Below are 16910 nucleotides of genomic sequence, written 5' to 3' on the forward strand. Positions count from 1 at the left end.
TTGATAATTGAATATACTATTAATAAATGTTATAACCATAAAGGCCAGAAGTGTTTTATAATATTAGTAGAGATTGTTCCAATTTTAACAATATACATTTGGAGGTGGAAAGATGAAGAAAAGAGCAAAGGTTTTATTTCTTTTATTAGCTTTTGCGATAATTCTCACAGGCTGTGAAGCAGATATTTCTGTTCCCGGTGAAGTGGGTCAGGATATAATTACAGCAGATGAAGCTTTAAAGATGATTGAAGCTGAAGAGGTAGTTGTAGTTGATACTCAAAAATCCGGTGACTTTGAAGATCAGCACCTGGAGGGTGCAGTAAATATTGCCAGAAATGATATTACAACTTTTGGCCCTTATCCAAATATGCTTGCAGATGCTTCTAAAGTTGAATCTTCATTAGGAGAAAATGGTATCTCAAATCAGTCAAAAGTGTTAATTTATGACAACAATAATAATATGGATGCAGCTCGTTTGTGGTGGACAATGCTGGTCTATGGTCATGATACAGCCAATATGAAGGTAATTAGTGGTGGCTTAAATGCTTTAAAAGAGGCTGGAGCTAATTTTACTTCGGGTGATTATGAAGCTGAAAGTGTTGAATATACAGCAGCAGCCAAGAATGAAGATTTGATTGCCACTAAAGATGATTTGCTGGCACAGGCTAATAATCCCAGTGATGATGTTGCAATTTTAGATGTTAGAACTGCTGAAGAGGTTAGCAAAGGGATTATTCCTGGAGCTATTCATATTAATTATGTAGATAACAATCAGGATAATGGAGAGTTTTATCCACCAAGTTATATCCAGAGATATTATCCAGATAATGATATTACACCAGATAAAGAGGTTATTATGTACTGTCAGACCTCAATTAGAGCAGCACAGAGTTTTATAGCTTTACATAATGCTGGCTATAGAGATCTAAAGCTTTATGATGGGGCCTGGATAGAATGGTCTTCAGATAGTTCAACACCTAAGGCAATGCCCACAGGTGCTCCTGCAGAACCAAGTGCTCAGGATGGCTCCTAAATATTAAGTTTTATTAACTAAATATTAAAGTTCTTAACTTCAGGTTGAGAACTTTTATTTGCAAAGCTTTGTGAAATATATTTTAATGTATTGTATTTTTGCAATCTAGTCTAGAATAATTATTTATCAAAAAATTAGGAGGAATAAGAATGAAAAAAAGAAGAATTTTATTTTCAATGGCAGTAGTTATGATGGCTTTACTGGTAGTTTCCAGTTCAGCACTTGCAGTATCAGATGCAGTAGAGGATGCAGTTAATGGTTATTTTGCCAACCTACCCGAAGATAATGCAATGATTGGTGAAGAGGCTTTTGTTGAAAAATTAAAAGCTGGAGAAGATCTATTTGTTTTAGATATTAGACAGCCTGATGTTTATAATGAAGGCCATGTTAAAGGGGCAGTAAATTTACCATGGGGACCAGATGCAATTGCAGACAACTTAGATAAGTTACCAGCAGATGAAACTATTTATGTTTACTGTTATACAGGTCAGACAGCTAATCAGACTGTAGGACTTTTAAACTTTGCAGGATTTGAGACTAAATCTGTTAGATTTGGCTGGAATCTAGGAATTTCAAGAGTTGAAGGTTATGAAGATATTGTTGAAACTTCAAGTAATGAGTTAGGTGAAGCTACAGATTATGAAATTAATCCAGAAATTAAAACAGCAATAGTAGATTATTACAAAGGACTTGCTGATGTTAGTGACTCAATTTATAAAAACTATAAGATTTCTGAAGATATGTTAAAAATGGCTTTAGATTCTGATGCAGATATGATGGTAGTATCTGTTAGACAGGCAAGTGATTATGCTGAAGGACATATTGAAGGTGCAGTTAATATTCCATGGGGTGCTGGAATGGAGCAGTATTTTGGACAACTGCCACAGGATAAAAAATTAGTTGTTTACTGTTATACAGGTCAGACAGCGGGTCAAACAGTAGCCGGACTAAGAATGTTAGGTTATGATGCAGTATCACTTAATGGTGGTATGGGTACTCCTATGAATGAGCCTTATGGTTGGTCTAACAAAGGTTATGAAGTAGTTCAGTAAAAGAATTTAAATATTAATAGATATTTAGAAATATTAAGGGAGCCATTTTGGCTCCTTTTATTTTTATTTTAAAGTATTTATTAAAAATTTTTAATAATAGCTTGACAAAATGTTGAAATAGTTTTAAAATATAAACAAGGATTATTTATTCGATTCTCAATTTTAATTTTTATAATAAGTTTTTGTAATAATTTTTATTGCAAAAATATAAGCTATATAAGGTCGGGGAAAGCTGATTATCAAATTTATAGATGGAGGGAGGTAGGAGTACAAATATAAGTACATAAGTTTATTATTAGTTAAGTGATAAAGTCAGCTGAGCTGTGAGGAACAATGATATTATTAATCTATTACTTATTGAATACTTATCGAAAGTTACAAAAATTAAAAAACAAAACTAGGGAGTGCTTTTAAATGTTAAAAAAAATAGGGTTAGTTCCACGGCTATTATTAGGTATTATTTCTGGTATTTTAATTGGAATGTTCCTTCCTGAAACAGTTTCAAGATTACTTTATACATTTACACATATTTTTGGGGAATTTTTAAATTACATAGTTCCATTTGTAATTCTAGCTTTCATTATTCCTGGTATTGCAGAACTTGGTAATAAAGCAGGAAGACTTTTGGGTTCTACTGTTTTGATTGCCTATGGTTCTACAATTACTGCAGGAACAATTGCTTACTTAATTGGAAGTAGAATTGTACCAGCAATTGTTAAAAGTGCAAATGTTGCTAATCCAGAAGAGGGTGGATTAGAGCCATTTTTAACTCTTGAAATTCCAGCACTACTTGGAGTTATGACAGCACTTGTTACCGCCTTTGTTATTGGTATGGGAATAAATCATATCAGACATAATGGTGACCATCAGAATCTATATGGATTTATGACAGAGTTTAGAGATATTATTGTACTTGTTATTGAAAATGTTATTATTCCATTCTTACCATTCCATATTGCTGGTGTTTTTGCAAACATGGCTTTTTCAGGAACTGCATTTGAAACATTAAATGTATTCGGAAAAGTATTTGCATTAATTATTGCTATGCATCTTGGATATTTAGTAATCCTTTATATGATTGCTGGTAGTGTGTCCGGTAAAAATCCATTTAAAAGTCTTAAGAATATGATTCCTGCTTATACAACTGCAATTGGTACAATGTCTAGTGCAGCAACTATTCCTGTAACACTGAAAAGTGCTAAGAAGAATAATATTACAGAAAAAATTGCTGACTTTGTAATTCCCTTATGTGCAACTGTACACCTTGCAGGTAGCACAATTACTTTAACAACCTGTGCAATTGCTGTTGTTCTGATTCAGGGTGGAACACCAACTTTTGGCGCGTTTTTCCACTTCATTTTAATGCTAGGTGTAACAATGGTTGCCGCACCTGGAGTTCCAGGTGGAGCAGTTATGGCAGCCTTAGGTTTATTAACATCTATTCTAGGGTTTGGTGAAGGTGCAACTGCTTTAATGATTGGACTATATCTAGCACAGGATAGTTTTGGTACAGCTTGTAATGTTACTGGTGATGGAGCTATTGCCATTTTAGTTGATGCAATCGGCAAAAAAACTGGATCTATTAAAGAGGAAGCTGCATAAAGAAAGCGTTGGAGGCTAATCAATGAGAATTTCAGTAGATGAAAAGAGAAAATTACATCCTTATCTTGATAATATGAAATCAGTTGCAGAAGGTATATTTAGATTTCTTGGTAAAGAGGCTGAAGTAGTACTTCACGACTTAAGTCAGCCAGAAAGTTCCATAGTCTTTATTGCTGGTGAATTAACCGAAAGAGAAATTGGTGGACCGATTACAGACGTTGCATTAAAAAGATTAAGAGATAAAAATAATCCTGATGATGTATTAAATTACAAAAATGAGCTGAAAGATGGAAGGATATTAAAATCTTCCACCATGTTTGTAACAGACGATGATGGTCAGGTATTAGGTTGTCTCTGTGTTAATTATAATATTACTAATCTGTATTTGGCCGAAAATACTATCAAAAACTTCTGCGCCTTAGATAATAAGGGCTCTGATTCTGAAAGTGCAGGAGCCCAAACAGAAATCTTTGCTGATGACATAAATGATGTAATGGAAACAATGCTAAACAACGCAATTGGAGAAGTAGAGAAGCCAATTCCTTATATGGAGAAGGATGATAAGATAAAAGTTATTGGATATCTGGACCAAAAAGGAGCATTTATGATTAAAGGTGCTGTAGATCATGCAGCAGAAAAATTAAACGTTTCTAGATACACTATTTATAATTATTTAAAAGAGGTTGAAAAAAATAAATAGTTAAGTTTGAAATATTAATTAAATCTTTAATCATATATTAGATTCAATTTATGATAATTACTAAGGAGGAAAAGGATGGCTTTAGTTACTCTAGATGATATTACAAAAGCTCGTGAAAAACTTAAAGATGTTGCTATAAAAACTGATTTAGATTGGTCAAGAACTTTTAGTAAAATGAGTGGTAATGAGGTTTATTTGAAACTTGAAAATTTACAGAGAACCGGTTCCTTTAAAATAAGAGGAGCATATAATAAAATAAGTAATTTAACTGAAGCAGAAAAGAAAAATGGTGTAGTTGCTGCTTCAGCTGGAAACCATGCTCAGGGAGTTGCTCTGGCAGCTACTCAGATGGGTATAAAATCTACAATTGTGATGCCAGAGGGTGCACCAATTGGTAAAATCAATGCCACTCAGGGTTATGGTGCAGATGTTATTTTAAGTGGAGAGAGCTATGATGAAGCTCATGCAGAAGAAGAAAGATTTGCTGAAGAGCATGGAGCTACAATTGTGCCTGCATTTAATGATCCGGATGTAATTGCGGGTCAGGGTACAATAGGTCTCGAAATATTAGAAGATCTGCCAGATGTAGATGTTGTGATTACGCCTGTAGGTGGAGGAGGATTACTTTCTGGAGTAGCAGTTGCTCTTAAAGAATCTAATCCTAATATAGAGGTTATAGGAGTTGAAGCTGCAAATGCAGCCTGTATGGCTGAGTCTATGAAGCAGGGATGTCTTGCAAATTTAGATAAAGTCGATACAATAGCTGATGGGATTGCAGTAAAATGTCCTGGTGATATGACATATGAAATAATTTCTGAATATGTTGATCATATCGTGACAGTTGAAGAAGAAGAGATTGCGCATGCAATATCTCTACTTATGGAAAGAGCCAAACTAATTGTTGAAGGAGCAGGTGCTACAACCCTGGCAGCAGTATTAAATGATAAGATTAATATTCAGGGTAAAAAAGTCGCTGTTGTTTTAAGTGGTGGTAATATTGATCTTGATATGGTATCTACAATTATTGATAGGGGTATGATTAAGGCTGGAAGAAGAATTAGCTTTGAAACTTCTCTCTTCGATAAACCTGGTGCTTTAAGAGATTTGCTTGATGTAATTAGTAAAACAGGTGCAAATGTGATTTCAGTTGCACATGATCGATTAGCTCCAGATATTGCCTTAAAACATGCTCAGGTTCAGGTTACTTTAGAAACAAAAAATGAAGAACATGTTAGAGAGATTACTGAAACATTAGAAAAAAATAATTATCAGATTAAACGTATTAGATAATCCAAAAAACAAACTATAAATTAATTAATAATAGGAGGAATATAAAATGGCAAAAGAAATAATTCATACAGATCAGGCACCAGCAGCAGTAGGTGCTTATTCACAAGCAGTTAAAGCAGGGGATACAGTTTACTTATCTGGACAGATTGCTATTGATCCAGAAACACAAGAAATCATAGAAGGTGGAGTTGAAAAGCAGGCAAAAAGAGTTTTAGAAAACTTGAAAGCAGTTCTAGCTGCAGCAGATTGCACCTTTAAAGATGTTGTTAAATCTGAGATTTTCCTTGATGATATCAATGATTTTTCTGCAGTAAATGATATTTATGCAGAATATTTTCAGGAAGATCCACCTGCAAGAGCATGTGTTGAAGTAGGCAGCTTACCAAAAGGTGTTGCTGTTGAAATTTCACTTGTTGCAGTAAAGTAAAAAATATAGTAAAAACATAATTAGAAAGCCCCTATGTCTTATAAGACATAGGGGCTTTCATTTTGGATATCTAAATTCTAATTCTAAAATTTAATCAATCTGGCTGTGTATAATATCCATAATTTCATTTTTAACTTCAAAATAATCTTTTTGATAAATAACCTCTTTAGAACCTTTTTCAAAGATTTGATCTGTAAAGTCGACATTAAAAATTTTAATTATTTCTCCTGGCTGTTTTGACATAACTACAACTCGGTTAGCTAAAAGTAAAGCTTCATCTACATCATGGGTAATAAAAAATATTGTTGTATTATTTTCTTCCCAGATATTTCTAATTAAATTCTGCATATTTTCTCTTGTTAAAGCATCAAGAGCTCCAAAAGGTTCATCCATTAAAACTACCTGCGGATAATTAGCCAGTACTCTGGCAATTGCTACCCTTTGTTTCATACCACCAGATAGTTCAAAAGTATAATTATCACCAAAACCACTTAAATTAACTTCATTTAAAAAATATTTTCGGATTTCTTTAATTTTTTCTTTAGATAAATCTCGCATTTTTGGTCCAAATTCTACATTTTCATTTACAGTCATCCAGGGATAAAGCGTAGGGGACTGAAAAACTACTCCTCGATGCCAGTCAGGTCCATCAACCTCTTTTTCCTGCATTAAAACTCTGCCTGATGTAGGTTCCACATAACCGGCTATAGTTTTAAGCAGAGAACTTTTCCCACATCCTGATGGCCCTAAAACACAGATGAACTCACCCCGGTTAATTTCTAAATTAATATTTTTTAGAGCAAGAGTTGAGTTAACATTTTCTCCATATTCTAAACTCATATTTTCAATTTTGATTAAGCATTCTTTTTGAGAAGACATAAATATAATCCTTCCTTAATCAGGTTTGCTGATCAGACAGTTATTTAATAGTTATTTTTCTCATTTTCTAAAGACATTTTTATATATTCGGGATTTACATATTCATTAAATGCTGCTTGAGAAGGAGATTCTTCAATAGAACCCTGGTCCTGTAAAAAATCAGAAGTATCTTTCATTATTTTAGCAAAATTACCTGGTTCAGCTGTGGTTCCAAAAAAGTCAGGACCTAAAAGTTCTTCGCGGGAAATCCATTCTGTACCCCGCATTTGATGCAGCGCAACTTCTGGTTCAAGACCTAATTCCTCACCAGCAATTTCTGCAGCTCTTTCTGGATCAGTTTTATAAATATCTGCTGCTTGAGAAAGAGCAGAAATGAAATCAGCAACTAATTCGGGATATTTTTCGGAAAAGCCTTTGCGGACAATGTCCACATTTGCAGTAATATATCCTTTTTCAGCCATCTCTTTGCTGTCTATCAGAACAGAACCGTTTTTTAAAAGTTGGGCTAAAGTTGGCTGCCAGCTGTAAGCTGCCTGGATATCTCCACGCTCCCAGGCTGCAACTATTTCAGCAGTCTGCATATCCAAAAGCTGAACATCATTTTCTATTCCTGCTTCCTTTAGTACATTTAAAAGAACATAGTGAGAGGTAGAAGCAAAAGGAACAGCGATTCTCTCTCCAACTAAATCTTCTACTTTTTCAATACCGGAGCCATTTTTTACTGCTAAGGCTTCGTTTTCGCCTAGAACTTCATGAATCCAGATCAATTCTACATTTAGTTCACGGGCCAGAGCAGTAATTGCATTTGTATTTCCCATAGTTGCAAAGTCAATACTACCTGAAGCTAAGGCCTGATTTGCTTCAACACCTGAATCAAAAACGCGGGTATTAACTTTAATTCCACGGTCAGTAAAATAATCATCAAAATAACCTTCAGCAATTGCTATAGTTTCATCATTTGGCACTCTTAAAATACCAAAATTAATTTCCTCCGGTAAAGCTTCATTATTCCCAGATTGAGTACCAGTATCTTGTTGGCTGCCACAGGCGGTTAATGTTAAAGCTAAAGCAGTAATTAATAATAGTAATAATATTTTTTTAAACTTTTTTTTCATTATATTTACCTCCTATTTTTTAACGTACTGTAAATTTATTAAACATGACCCTTCCAGAAAATTATTTTTCTTTCTAAAAATCGTAAGCCGGCATCGATAATAACTCCTGTAATTCCCATGATTATGATTCCAACAAAGATTACATCACTTTTTAGAAAATTAGAGGCATCTAAAACCATCCAGCCAATACCAGAGGTAGCTGCAACCATTTCGGAAGAAACAAGAGTTGTATAAGCAACTCCAAAGGCTGTTCGAATTCCAGTGAAGATTTCTGGTAATGAAGCAGGAAGTACAATCTTAAAGAAGACATCCTTTTGAGCAGCTCCCAGTGATTTAGCACTCAAAACAAAGTCCTGATTTAACTTTCTAACCGCCGAAACACAGGCTATATAAATAGGAGCAAAGGCTGCCAAAAACAACAGTATTTGTTTTGAAGCATCATCAATACCAAACCAGAGAACCAAAAGAGTATAATAGGCAAGTGGTGGAAGTGGACGATAAAATTCCACTACTGAGTCAATTATAGCTTCAATTTTATTAAAATATCCACTCAAAAGACCCAGCGGTACTGCTGAAAAAATTGCAAAAAATAAAGCAACAAATAAGCGTTTAAAACTGGCACCTAAATGTACCCAGAGAGGGACCCCATTATAACCATTTTCTAATATTCTAAGAAAAGCATTCCAGACCCTTGCTGGTCCTGGCAGCAAAGTAGGAGTGAATATTCCTAGTTTAGTAATTACATACCATAAAATGAAGATAGAAGACCAGGTTAAAAAGGTTAGAGCTCTTTCAGTTTTTGTTTTTTTATTTTTATCTGATTCGCGACTAATTTTTGGGCTAGAACTTTGTGAAGCATTAGATTTTTCATTTTTGTCATTTGGATTATTATCTAAAGCCATTTTTTACACGTCCTTATAATTGAAGCATCTTTTTGAACATAAGTTAACTATCACACAATCAAAGATATCATATTTACTTTAAATTATCAATTTAACATTACAATTTAAGAAATTTAAAATTATAATAAATGATTAAAAAGACCATCAAGTTTATACCTGATGGCCTAAATGGAATACCGGGTGCCTGGATTAATTTGCCGGGTTTCATTAATTTTAAAATTTTAACTTGTAAATTTTAGCTATTTGAAACCAGGTCAATTGAAAATATACTCAAGTAACCGGTAATTCTAAAATTTTACTCAAAGTTATACTCAGTTACAATTTTATCACGATCAGTAGTTTGATCTAAGAAATATTCGTAACAGCAGATTCCTAAGAATGAACCAGATACATTTGTTACATTGTCAAAACCTCGTCCCTGTAGTGCCAGAACTGCATTATAGCTTCTCTGACCAGAACGGCAGTGTAAGTAAACAGGTTGATCTTTAGGGATTTCATCTGTCCTTTCTCTTAGTTCACTTAAAGGAATATTAACTGAGTTAACTAAATGCCCCATTTCATATTCTTCTTTTTCACGAACATCAACTATAAAAGCATCATTTTCCACTAATTCTCTGACCTTTGTAACAGGTACCTGGTTATAGCGGTTATTGATAATATTTGTTGCAACCAGACTTGCCTGATTAACAGCGTTTCTTGGGGTAGAGAATAGAGGTGCATAAGCTAACTCTGATTCTGTTAAGTCTTCTACTGTAGCATCCATCAAAATTGCGGTAGCCATAACATCGATTCTCTTATCAACATTTCCTTTTCCAACAGCCTGAGCTCCAAGGATTTTTCCGGTTGGCACTTCATAAATTAATTTAAAATGTAAAGGATTAGCATCAGGCATTAATCCAACTTTATCTGTTGGAATTACATAAACAAAATCATAGGAAATACCAGCTTCTTTTAGTTGTTTTTCATTTAAACCAGTTGCAGCTGCATTATAATCAAAAGCTCTAATTACTGATGTTCCAATAACTCCATTATTTTTATTAGGAATATTATACATATGGTTTGCTGCAGCACGAGCCTGTCGCTGAGCTGGTCCGGCAAGAGGTAATCTTGTTTTAGAACGTGCAATTTTAGAGTAAACTTCAATTACATCTCCTACAGCGTAAATATCAGGGTCACTTGTTACATAGTTGTGGTTAACTTCAATTCCACCTGTTTCTCCAATTTTAAGACCGGCCTCTTCAGCTAATTCAGTTTCTGGACTAACTCCGATTGCTAAAACTACTGCTTCAGCATCTAATTTTTTACCTGATTTTAAAACAACGTGGTCATCATTAACTTCAGTTAATGGGTCTGAAAGAACAACATTAACTCCATTATCATGAAGTTCTTTTTGAATAATCTGAGCCATATCAAAATCAAATGGATTAAGAACTTGATCCAATGCTTCAACTAAAGCCACATTTTTATCAGAGTGGATAAAGTTTTCAGCAATTTCAACTCCAATATAACCGGCACCAATTACTGCCACATTTTCAATTTTATTTTTCTTGACATATTTATTTAATTTATCAATATCATCAACATTTCTGATAGTAAAGACATTATCATTGTTGACTCCTTTGATACTGCCGGGTTTAATTGGGTTAGCACCAGGAGAGAGCATTAATTTGTCATATGCCTCAGTATATGTTTCACCAGTTTCTAAATTTTTAACTTCAATTGTTTTTTCTTCTCTATTAATTTTTGTTACTTCACTGTTAACGCGAGCATCAATATTATACTGTTCCGCAAATTTAGAAGGACACATTAAAACTAAGTCATCACAATCTCTAACAATCCCACTTAAATGATAAGGTAAAGAACAGTTAGAAAATGAAACATGTGAACCACGCTCAAACATAATAACTTCTGCGTCTTCATCAAGTCTTCTAACTCGAGCTGCTGTACCAGCACCACCAGCTACTCCCCCAACGATTAAAACTTTTTTACTCATATTCTATTCCTCCTGTAAATTTTGTATTATAAATCATTCTTTCGGCCACTAAAAAATGACTAAAAGAATATGTTGCTTACTTTAATATATTTTTTCACTAAATTTATTACTAATTACTCCTCCAATAATCATAAAGACAAGGAAAACCCAGCCTGAAAGAGAGAAGTTCGAAATTGGTGTGTATAAGGCTCCAACATTACATCCCTGAGCAAGACGTGTTCCAAACCCCATTGACAGTCCTCCAAGAGCATACATTAGCCCCTGTTTTTTACTGATATGAAGTTCAGAATTGAAAAACTCCATAAACTTACCTGCAGTTAAAAGATAAATTACTGCTCCAATTAGAATACCAAAGTTTTGAACTGAAATTTGGTGTTCAAAAAATGGAGTAGCAAAAGTTTCAGCTGACAGTTTAGTAAATTCGGACAGACTTTGGGCAGAAACTCCAAATAGCATTAATATTTTCCCAAACCAGATACCATAAGGTTGAGAAACTCCCCAACCATATCCAGTTACTCCCATTAGAATAGTAACAATAATTGCTAGGGCTATTCCTCCCTGCTTTAATGTCCAGGGTTTTTCAAATAAGTGATAATATGTGTCCGCACTAAATAGTTTGAAATTCTTTAAATCCATTGGTTCTAGATTTTCCTGAATTCTTTCAATCTCTAAACCGCTGTACTCACCAGTTTTTTTCTTATGTTTTTCATACATGTAAGATAATATAGTAAAGAGAAGACAGAGTGCACCAAGTGCAAGTAATCCACCTAAGTAACCTTCAAAGCCATCTCCCTGGAATAAATCAGGTAAGAATACTCCTCCCATAGTCCTGTAGCCAATATAACTACTGAACCAGGAATCCTGGACCCAGCTAGCTGTATTTTGAATTGGGAAACCAATGAATACACCAAACATAAAGAATACCAAAGTTGTAAAAGCACGCGGAAGAGCTTGAGGTAAATCAGTGAGCACCCCACTTGCACAGCAGACGGAAATAGACATTCCAAATCCAAATAAAAAACCACCCAGCATTAGTCCAATGTTTATTGGTTTAATCCAGAGATTATAACTTGCAGGATCTTTACCAAATAAAAATGCTGTCATTAAAGCGGCTGTGATAAAGAACATAAACATCAAAGTCCGCATTAATTTTGTAGATCCAGTCCTGTAAGCTCTATTTACACTTCCAGCAAATCCAGTATAAGCTCGTGCCAAAGCATAGCCAAACCCTGCACCGGCTAATAATCTAAAAAATAAAAGATCTGTTTTCAACCAGAATTTAGCTGCTGCAAGAACTATAATTATAGCTATAAATCCTATTATTTTTTCAAAATTTTTCATAAAAAAATTCCTCCTCATATTTTTGATTATTAAATAACTTTGTTCTAAAATTCGCAAATAAGTGCAAAAAACTATGTATATTCTAAACTGTAATGCTTATTTTATCTAAAAGTTATTTATAATATTATTCACAATCATCTACAATAATTATATACTATTTATTATTAATACTAAAATAATAATATCTTATGTTGGATAACTTTATTTTATATAAGATTTTAGGATTACAAGTTAGATGTTTAGAGAAAGTATTAGGAGTTAAACTAATTCTAAATTAGTAAATAAATTCATAGCTGAAATAAAGGGTGGATTAGCCAGTATAGAGGCTTATATTTTAAATGAAAAGATCAAAAAGACCCAGCTTTTTTCTCTATCTTTTGCAGTTATTGGAGCTTTATTTGTAATCAAACCAAGTTTTGGCGATGAGATGATACCTGCTTTAATTGCATTGAGTGCGGGAATATTATCTGGTATATCATATACCCTTTTAAGACACTTAAGAAAAAGTAAATCATCAGAGACTATTGTACTTGCATTCTGTACCACTTCAACCCTGGCAACCTTACCTTTTCTTTTCACAGGGAAATTTGTTGTTCCAGATCTGCAGGAAGTTTTAGCTCTTTTTGCACTTGGAATATTTGCAGTATTACTTCAGTGTTTTTGGAGGGGCAGCGATAATTCTGGCAGGATTTATTAACTTTTATGCATCAAGGCTGCGTAAAGCTGCTAAGGTTTCAACAGCTAGTGAACGGGAAAAGACTTCCAAAAGAAGAGCAACTAAGGCCTCTTAATTGAGGCCCTGTAATTTAGTATATATTTAACTGAAAAATTCTCCGCCAAGATATCTCTGACCAGTGTCTGCAGCAATAGCAAGAACCTTTTTTCCCGGTCCTAAATCTTTAGCTACTTTTAGAGCTGTCCAAACTGCTGCACCAGAAGAAGGGCCAAGCAAAAGGCCTTCCTCAGCTGCCAGTTTTCTGGTGGTTTCTATTACTTCCTGGTCAGAAATATGATAGATTTTATCATAAACAGAACTGTCGAGTGTTTGGGGGATGAAACCTGGTCCTGTACCGGGTATTTTATGTGGACCTGGTTGTCCTCCAGCTAGAACAGGAGAGTTTTCTGATTCAACAGTGTATATTTTTAATTCGGGCAATTTTTCTTTTAGTTTATTTCCGGTGCCAGAAATCGTTCCACCTGTACCAGCTGAGGCTATAAAGGCATCCAGCTGACCATTCATTTGCTCTAATATTTCTAAAGCAGTTGTTCTCTGGTGGACAGCAGGATTTGCCGGGTTTTCAAATTGATTAGGGATAAAAGAATTTTTTATTTTCTTTTTTAGTTCATGTGCTCTGTCAATTGCTCCCTGCATCATTTTTTGAGCAGGAGTAAGTACTACCTCAGCCCCATAGGCCTTTAAGATATTTATTCTTTCCTGAGAAGCACTATCAGGCATAATTATAATACATCTATAACCTCTTGCAGCAGCAATCATTGCCAGTCCAATCCCGGTATTGCCGCTGGTAGGTTCTATTATTGTCCCTCCATTATTAAGTTTTCCGGTTTTTTCGGCTTCCTCTACCATATTTAAAGCAGGACGATCCTTTACACTGCCGCTGGGATTAAAATACTCTAATTTAACATAAACATCCGCATCATTTTTATTAGTAAGTTTTTGTAATTTAACAACCGGTGTTTCACCAATTAATTCTGTTATATTATTAACTACTTTCATTTTTATCCTTCCTAACATATTAAGATTATTTATCCAAAGTCTTGTTACAAATCTATTATCTCAAAATAAGGTATTAATAACAAATAATTTATTGGATGACTCTATTTAAATATGAGATATCTATAAATCCGTTTAAATCAGAGTCTCCTTTAATAAAGCCAAGTTCTGCAGAAAGATCGGCCAGTTTTTGGACTACAGAACTATCAAGTGCAGAAGTGATATTGGTTCTCTGCATAGAACGTTCAATTATTTCCTGAGATAATTCCTGTCGGGTTATCTCTTTGATCTGCTGCTGAATAATTTTGCTGCTCTGAACTGGATTATTATTTATATATTCAACTGTTTTCTGGTGTGCCTGAAGAAAGTTATCAATTAATTCTGCATTATTATTGATAAACTCACTGCTTGATACAACTAAGGTGGCAGGAAGCTTACCATCCCAGGGCATCTGATCCCAGTCAACAACTACTTTAGAATTAAGATCTGCTTCCATTCTTGCAGCCCAGGGCTCAGAAACAACTGCAGCATCAAGCTGATTGGTAGCAAATAGACCAACCATTGTTGCTGGCTTTTGAGCCCGGTGGTCAATACTTCCTCCCCGGCGATTTGTATTTAAGTTGTGATCTTTAATTAACTGTCTAAAAAGCAGGTCATGAGTACAGCCAAGGGCAGGAGTTGCAATAATTTTATCTTTTAAATCTGTTACAGAATTATATTCAAAATCACTGCGGGTAACTAAAACTGTTCCACCGGTACTTGCACTGGCCAGGGCTTTTACATCTGCCCCCTGCAGATAGCGGTTAATTGCTGGCCCGGGTCCCACATAGCCGAGATCAATTTGATTTGTAGCCAGAGCATCCATAAAAAGAGACCCGTTAGGAAAAATTCTGGTGTTGACCTTGATACCATTTAACTGGTCTATAAATATATTTTCACTAACTCCAACTATTGCCGGTGCATGAGTGATATTGGGGAAGTATCCGATAGTTATTTCTTTAATCTCAGAAGCTGCTGCCCCCGTTCCGGCGGCTGTAATAATTAATAAACTAAGTACTGTTAGGATTAAAATGCTAAATTTTAGATTCTTTTTTTTCATAATTTGAATTCTCCTTTTCAAAAATTATTTGCTGTTTAGCCCCCAGCGGTTGAGGACTACTGTTTCTAACTTTTTAAATAAAAAATTGTCTGTCAGATAACCAATTGATCCAATGAGTAAAATAACTGTAATTACCAAACTCATATTACCCATATCTCTACCCCACATTAAAATCTGTCCGAGACCATCACCACTTCCAATTAGTTCTCCGGCCATTAAAGCCCGCCAGGAAAAAGCCCAGGAAAGACGCATTCCGGTTATTAAATGAGGAACAGCTGCCGGTAGAATTACCTTCCAGAAAAGTTGAATCTTATTAACTCCCATTGTTTTAGCGGCCTTAATTAAAACAGGCTGAACATTTTTGATACCTGTACTGGCGTTAATTACCATATTCCAGGTACCACCAAGAACTACTACAAAAATAATTGCTTTTTCTCCCATTGAAAACCAGAGTAGAGCCAGTGGAAGCCAGACCACACTTGGTACACTCTGCAGGGCGAGTATATAAGGTCCAATTGTATCTTCAATCAGCTGGAAACTGGCAATTAGAACGCCCAGCATCAGACCAAAGAGAAGAGAAATACTGTAACCTATCAGTAGTCTTTTAAAACTTGCTGTAATTGCAAAAATAAATGTCCCATCTCTAAAACCTTCAATTAAAGTTGTTAAGACCATTACAGGAGAAGGAAAGAGAAAATTAGGCCAGATATTTAACTGAAATAAAAACTGCCAGATTGCCAGAATAAATAAAATAAAAATTGATTTAGGTAGCAATTTTTTCATAATTTTTTTCACCCTGTATTCCGATTTCTTTTTTTAGTAAATCTAAAATTTTATTTTCTATTCTGATTAAAGAAGGATTTTCCCTATCTCGTGGTTGAGGAATAGTAATTTTAAACTCTTCAATAATTCTTCCCGGCTTGCTGCCAAAAACAATAATGCGGTCAGAAAGTTTAACAGCTTCTCTAATATTATGAGTGACAAAGACAATAGTTTTTTCTGTATCCTGCCAGAGCTTTATTAGCTGCTGATGGAGCATTAATCTTGTCTGTTCATCTAAAGCTCCAAATGGCTCATCCATTAATAGAATTTCTGGATCTAATACAAGTGCTCTGGTAATTGCTACTCGCTGTTTCATTCCTCCAGAAAGTTGGTGGGGATAAGAGTCCTTAAAATCTTTAAGCTGGACTGCTTCTAAATGTTTTAAAGCTTTTTGGTATGCTTTTTCTTTACCAATTTTTTTGATTTTAAGTCCAAAAAGGACATTTTCTATAACTGTAAGCCAGGGAAATAAAGCAGCTTCCTGAAAGACCATAACTCTATCATTTCCTGGATGCTCGATCATTTTATTTTTGAGCATTACCTGCCCGGAAGAAGCAGGGATTAGACCTGCTAAAATATTTAAGAGAGTCGATTTGCCACAGCCTGAGGGACCAATAAAACTAATAAATTCTTTATCTTTAATTCTTAGATTAATATCCTTTAAAACTTCCAACTGATTTCCATTTTCCTGTTTGAAATTCTTATTAAGATCTTTAATATTAAGTAAATTCATTTTCTCACTCCTAATCTACGGTAAGTCTATAGGAATTAACATGTATGCTGTCTAAATTATATATAGGGAACTTCAATTTGTCAAGGCCAATTTGCTTTTGATTTCCTGCTGTAGTAAAATTTTATTAGTAAAATAATTTACATAAAAGTCTGATTATTTCTTTTATACTAATTTAAGAGGTGTTTATAAA

Annotated in this window: 17 protein-coding genes; 7 read left to right on the forward strand and 10 right to left on the reverse strand. The window is 34.4% G+C overall.

Features of this window, described 5'->3' with window-relative positions:
- Positions 1-112: 112 nt before the first annotated feature.
- From ACZ446_RS04000 to ACZ446_RS04025, 6 genes are all read left to right on the forward strand, one after another.
- On the forward strand, positions 113-1033 hold the full coding sequence (locus ACZ446_RS04000) for a sulfurtransferase (protein ID WP_464393848.1): 921 nt from the start codon (positions 113-115) through the stop codon (positions 1031-1033).
- Between the two features lie 149 nt (positions 1034-1182).
- Entirely contained in the window at positions 1183-2085 is a 903-nt protein-coding gene (locus ACZ446_RS04005) for a rhodanese-like domain-containing protein (protein ID WP_464393849.1), read from the forward strand.
- A 414-nt stretch (positions 2086-2499) separates the two neighbouring features.
- On the forward strand, positions 2500-3687 hold the full coding sequence (locus ACZ446_RS04010; protein ID WP_464393850.1) for a dicarboxylate/amino acid:cation symporter: 1188 nt from the start codon (positions 2500-2502) through the stop codon (positions 3685-3687).
- A 22-nt stretch (positions 3688-3709) separates the two neighbouring features.
- Entirely contained in the window at positions 3710-4387 is a 678-nt protein-coding gene (locus ACZ446_RS04015; RefSeq protein WP_464393851.1) for a helix-turn-helix transcriptional regulator, read from the forward strand.
- A 75-nt stretch (positions 4388-4462) separates the two neighbouring features.
- Positions 4463-5677, forward strand: coding sequence for a threonine ammonia-lyase (gene ilvA, locus ACZ446_RS04020; protein WP_464393852.1), 1215 nt, complete (start codon positions 4463-4465; stop codon positions 5675-5677).
- A gap of 46 nt (positions 5678-5723) precedes the next feature.
- Complete coding sequence (locus ACZ446_RS04025; protein WP_464393853.1) at positions 5724-6104, forward strand: RidA family protein; 381 nt, start codon at positions 5724-5726, stop codon at positions 6102-6104.
- Positions 6105-6194: 90 nt separating this feature from the next.
- Here the strand turns inward: ACZ446_RS04025 and ACZ446_RS04030 are convergent, their stop codons facing one another.
- The 6 genes from ACZ446_RS04030 to ACZ446_RS04055 form a co-directional block, all read right to left on the reverse strand.
- Entirely contained in the window at positions 6195-6983 is a 789-nt protein-coding gene (locus ACZ446_RS04030; RefSeq protein WP_464393854.1) for an ABC transporter ATP-binding protein, read from the reverse strand.
- Between the two features lie 44 nt (positions 6984-7027).
- On the reverse strand, positions 7028-8098 hold the full coding sequence (locus ACZ446_RS04035; RefSeq protein ID WP_464393855.1) for a taurine ABC transporter substrate-binding protein: 1071 nt from the start codon (positions 8096-8098) through the stop codon (positions 7028-7030).
- 38 nt (positions 8099-8136) lie between these two features.
- Positions 8137-9000, reverse strand: a complete 864-nt coding sequence (locus ACZ446_RS04040; protein ID WP_464393856.1) for an ABC transporter permease — start codon at positions 8998-9000, stop codon at positions 8137-8139.
- Positions 9001-9295: 295 nt separating this feature from the next.
- On the reverse strand, positions 9296-10993 hold the full coding sequence (locus ACZ446_RS04045) for an FAD-dependent oxidoreductase (protein WP_464393857.1): 1698 nt from the start codon (positions 10991-10993) through the stop codon (positions 9296-9298).
- Positions 10994-11074: 81 nt separating this feature from the next.
- Positions 11075-12334: a YeeE/YedE family protein gene (locus tag ACZ446_RS04050; protein WP_464393858.1), complete on the reverse strand. Its 1260-nt coding sequence runs from the start codon at positions 12332-12334 to the stop codon at positions 11075-11077.
- Positions 12335-12661: 327 nt separating this feature from the next.
- Positions 12662-12913 carry a hypothetical protein gene (locus ACZ446_RS04055; protein ID WP_464393859.1) on the reverse strand — a complete coding sequence of 84 codons (252 nt, stop codon included), beginning with the start codon at positions 12911-12913 and terminating at the stop codon, positions 12662-12664.
- A 50-nt stretch (positions 12914-12963) separates the two neighbouring features.
- On the opposite strand from ACZ446_RS04055, the gene ACZ446_RS04060 reads away from it, so the two are divergent.
- Positions 12964-13125, forward strand: a complete 162-nt coding sequence (locus tag ACZ446_RS04060) for a hypothetical protein (protein ID WP_464393860.1) — start codon at positions 12964-12966, stop codon at positions 13123-13125.
- A 26-nt stretch (positions 13126-13151) separates the two neighbouring features.
- On the opposite strand, the gene cysK is transcribed toward ACZ446_RS04060, so the two are convergent.
- The 4 genes from cysK to ACZ446_RS04080 form a co-directional block, all read right to left on the reverse strand.
- Positions 13152-14069 (reverse strand): cysteine synthase A, encoded by a 918-nt coding sequence (cysK, locus tag ACZ446_RS04065; protein WP_464393861.1) that lies wholly within the window; start codon positions 14067-14069, stop codon positions 13152-13154.
- Between the two features lie 88 nt (positions 14070-14157).
- Positions 14158-15165, reverse strand: coding sequence for an aliphatic sulfonate ABC transporter substrate-binding protein (locus ACZ446_RS04070; RefSeq protein WP_464393862.1), 1008 nt, complete (start codon positions 15163-15165; stop codon positions 14158-14160).
- Between the two features lie 24 nt (positions 15166-15189).
- Complete coding sequence (locus ACZ446_RS04075) at positions 15190-15948, reverse strand: ABC transporter permease (protein ID WP_464393863.1); 759 nt, start codon at positions 15946-15948, stop codon at positions 15190-15192.
- Entirely contained in the window at positions 15929-16720 is a 792-nt protein-coding gene (locus ACZ446_RS04080) for an ABC transporter ATP-binding protein (RefSeq protein WP_464393864.1), read from the reverse strand. The genes ACZ446_RS04075 and ACZ446_RS04080 overlap by 20 nt, the downstream gene beginning before the upstream one ends.
- Between the last annotated feature and the right edge of the window lie 190 nt (positions 16721-16910).

The organism is Halanaerobium sehlinense (genome assembly GCF_055379485.1).

Bases quoted from the DNA above. Each gene is read 5' to 3' on its own strand.
- ACZ446_RS04005 (WP_464393849.1), top strand. From the start codon at position 1,183: ATGAAAAAAAGAAGAATTTTATTTTCAATGGCAGTAGTTATGATGGCT.
- ACZ446_RS04070 (WP_464393862.1), bottom strand. From the start codon at position 15,165: ATGAAAAAAAAGAATCTAAAATTTAGCATTTTAATCCTAACAGTACTT.
- ACZ446_RS04075 (WP_464393863.1), bottom strand. From the start codon at position 15,948: ATGAAAAAATTGCTACCTAAATCAATTTTTATTTTATTTATTCTGGCA.
- ACZ446_RS04080 (WP_464393864.1), bottom strand. From the start codon at position 16,720: ATGAATTTACTTAATATTAAAGATCTTAATAAGAATTTCAAACAGGAA.
- ACZ446_RS04000 (WP_464393848.1), top strand. From the start codon at position 113: ATGAAGAAAAGAGCAAAGGTTTTATTTCTTTTATTAGCTTTTGCGATA.
- ACZ446_RS04040 (WP_464393856.1), bottom strand. From the start codon at position 9,000: ATGGCTTTAGATAATAATCCAAATGACAAAAATGAAAAATCTAATGCT.
- ACZ446_RS04015 (WP_464393851.1), top strand. From the start codon at position 3,710: ATGAGAATTTCAGTAGATGAAAAGAGAAAATTACATCCTTATCTTGAT.
- ilvA (WP_464393852.1), top strand. From the start codon at position 4,463: ATGGCTTTAGTTACTCTAGATGATATTACAAAAGCTCGTGAAAAACTT.
- cysK (WP_464393861.1), bottom strand. From the start codon at position 14,069: ATGAAAGTAGTTAATAATATAACAGAATTAATTGGTGAAACACCGGTT.
- ACZ446_RS04010 (WP_464393850.1), top strand. From the start codon at position 2,500: ATGTTAAAAAAAATAGGGTTAGTTCCACGGCTATTATTAGGTATTATT.
- ACZ446_RS04050 (WP_464393858.1), bottom strand. From the start codon at position 12,334: ATGAAAAATTTTGAAAAAATAATAGGATTTATAGCTATAATTATAGTT.
- ACZ446_RS04045 (WP_464393857.1), bottom strand. From the start codon at position 10,993: ATGAGTAAAAAAGTTTTAATCGTTGGGGGAGTAGCTGGTGGTGCTGGT.
- ACZ446_RS04030 (WP_464393854.1), bottom strand. From the start codon at position 6,983: ATGTCTTCTCAAAAAGAATGCTTAATCAAAATTGAAAATATGAGTTTA.
- ACZ446_RS04025 (WP_464393853.1), top strand. From the start codon at position 5,724: ATGGCAAAAGAAATAATTCATACAGATCAGGCACCAGCAGCAGTAGGT.
- ACZ446_RS04035 (WP_464393855.1), bottom strand. From the start codon at position 8,098: ATGAAAAAAAAGTTTAAAAAAATATTATTACTATTATTAATTACTGCT.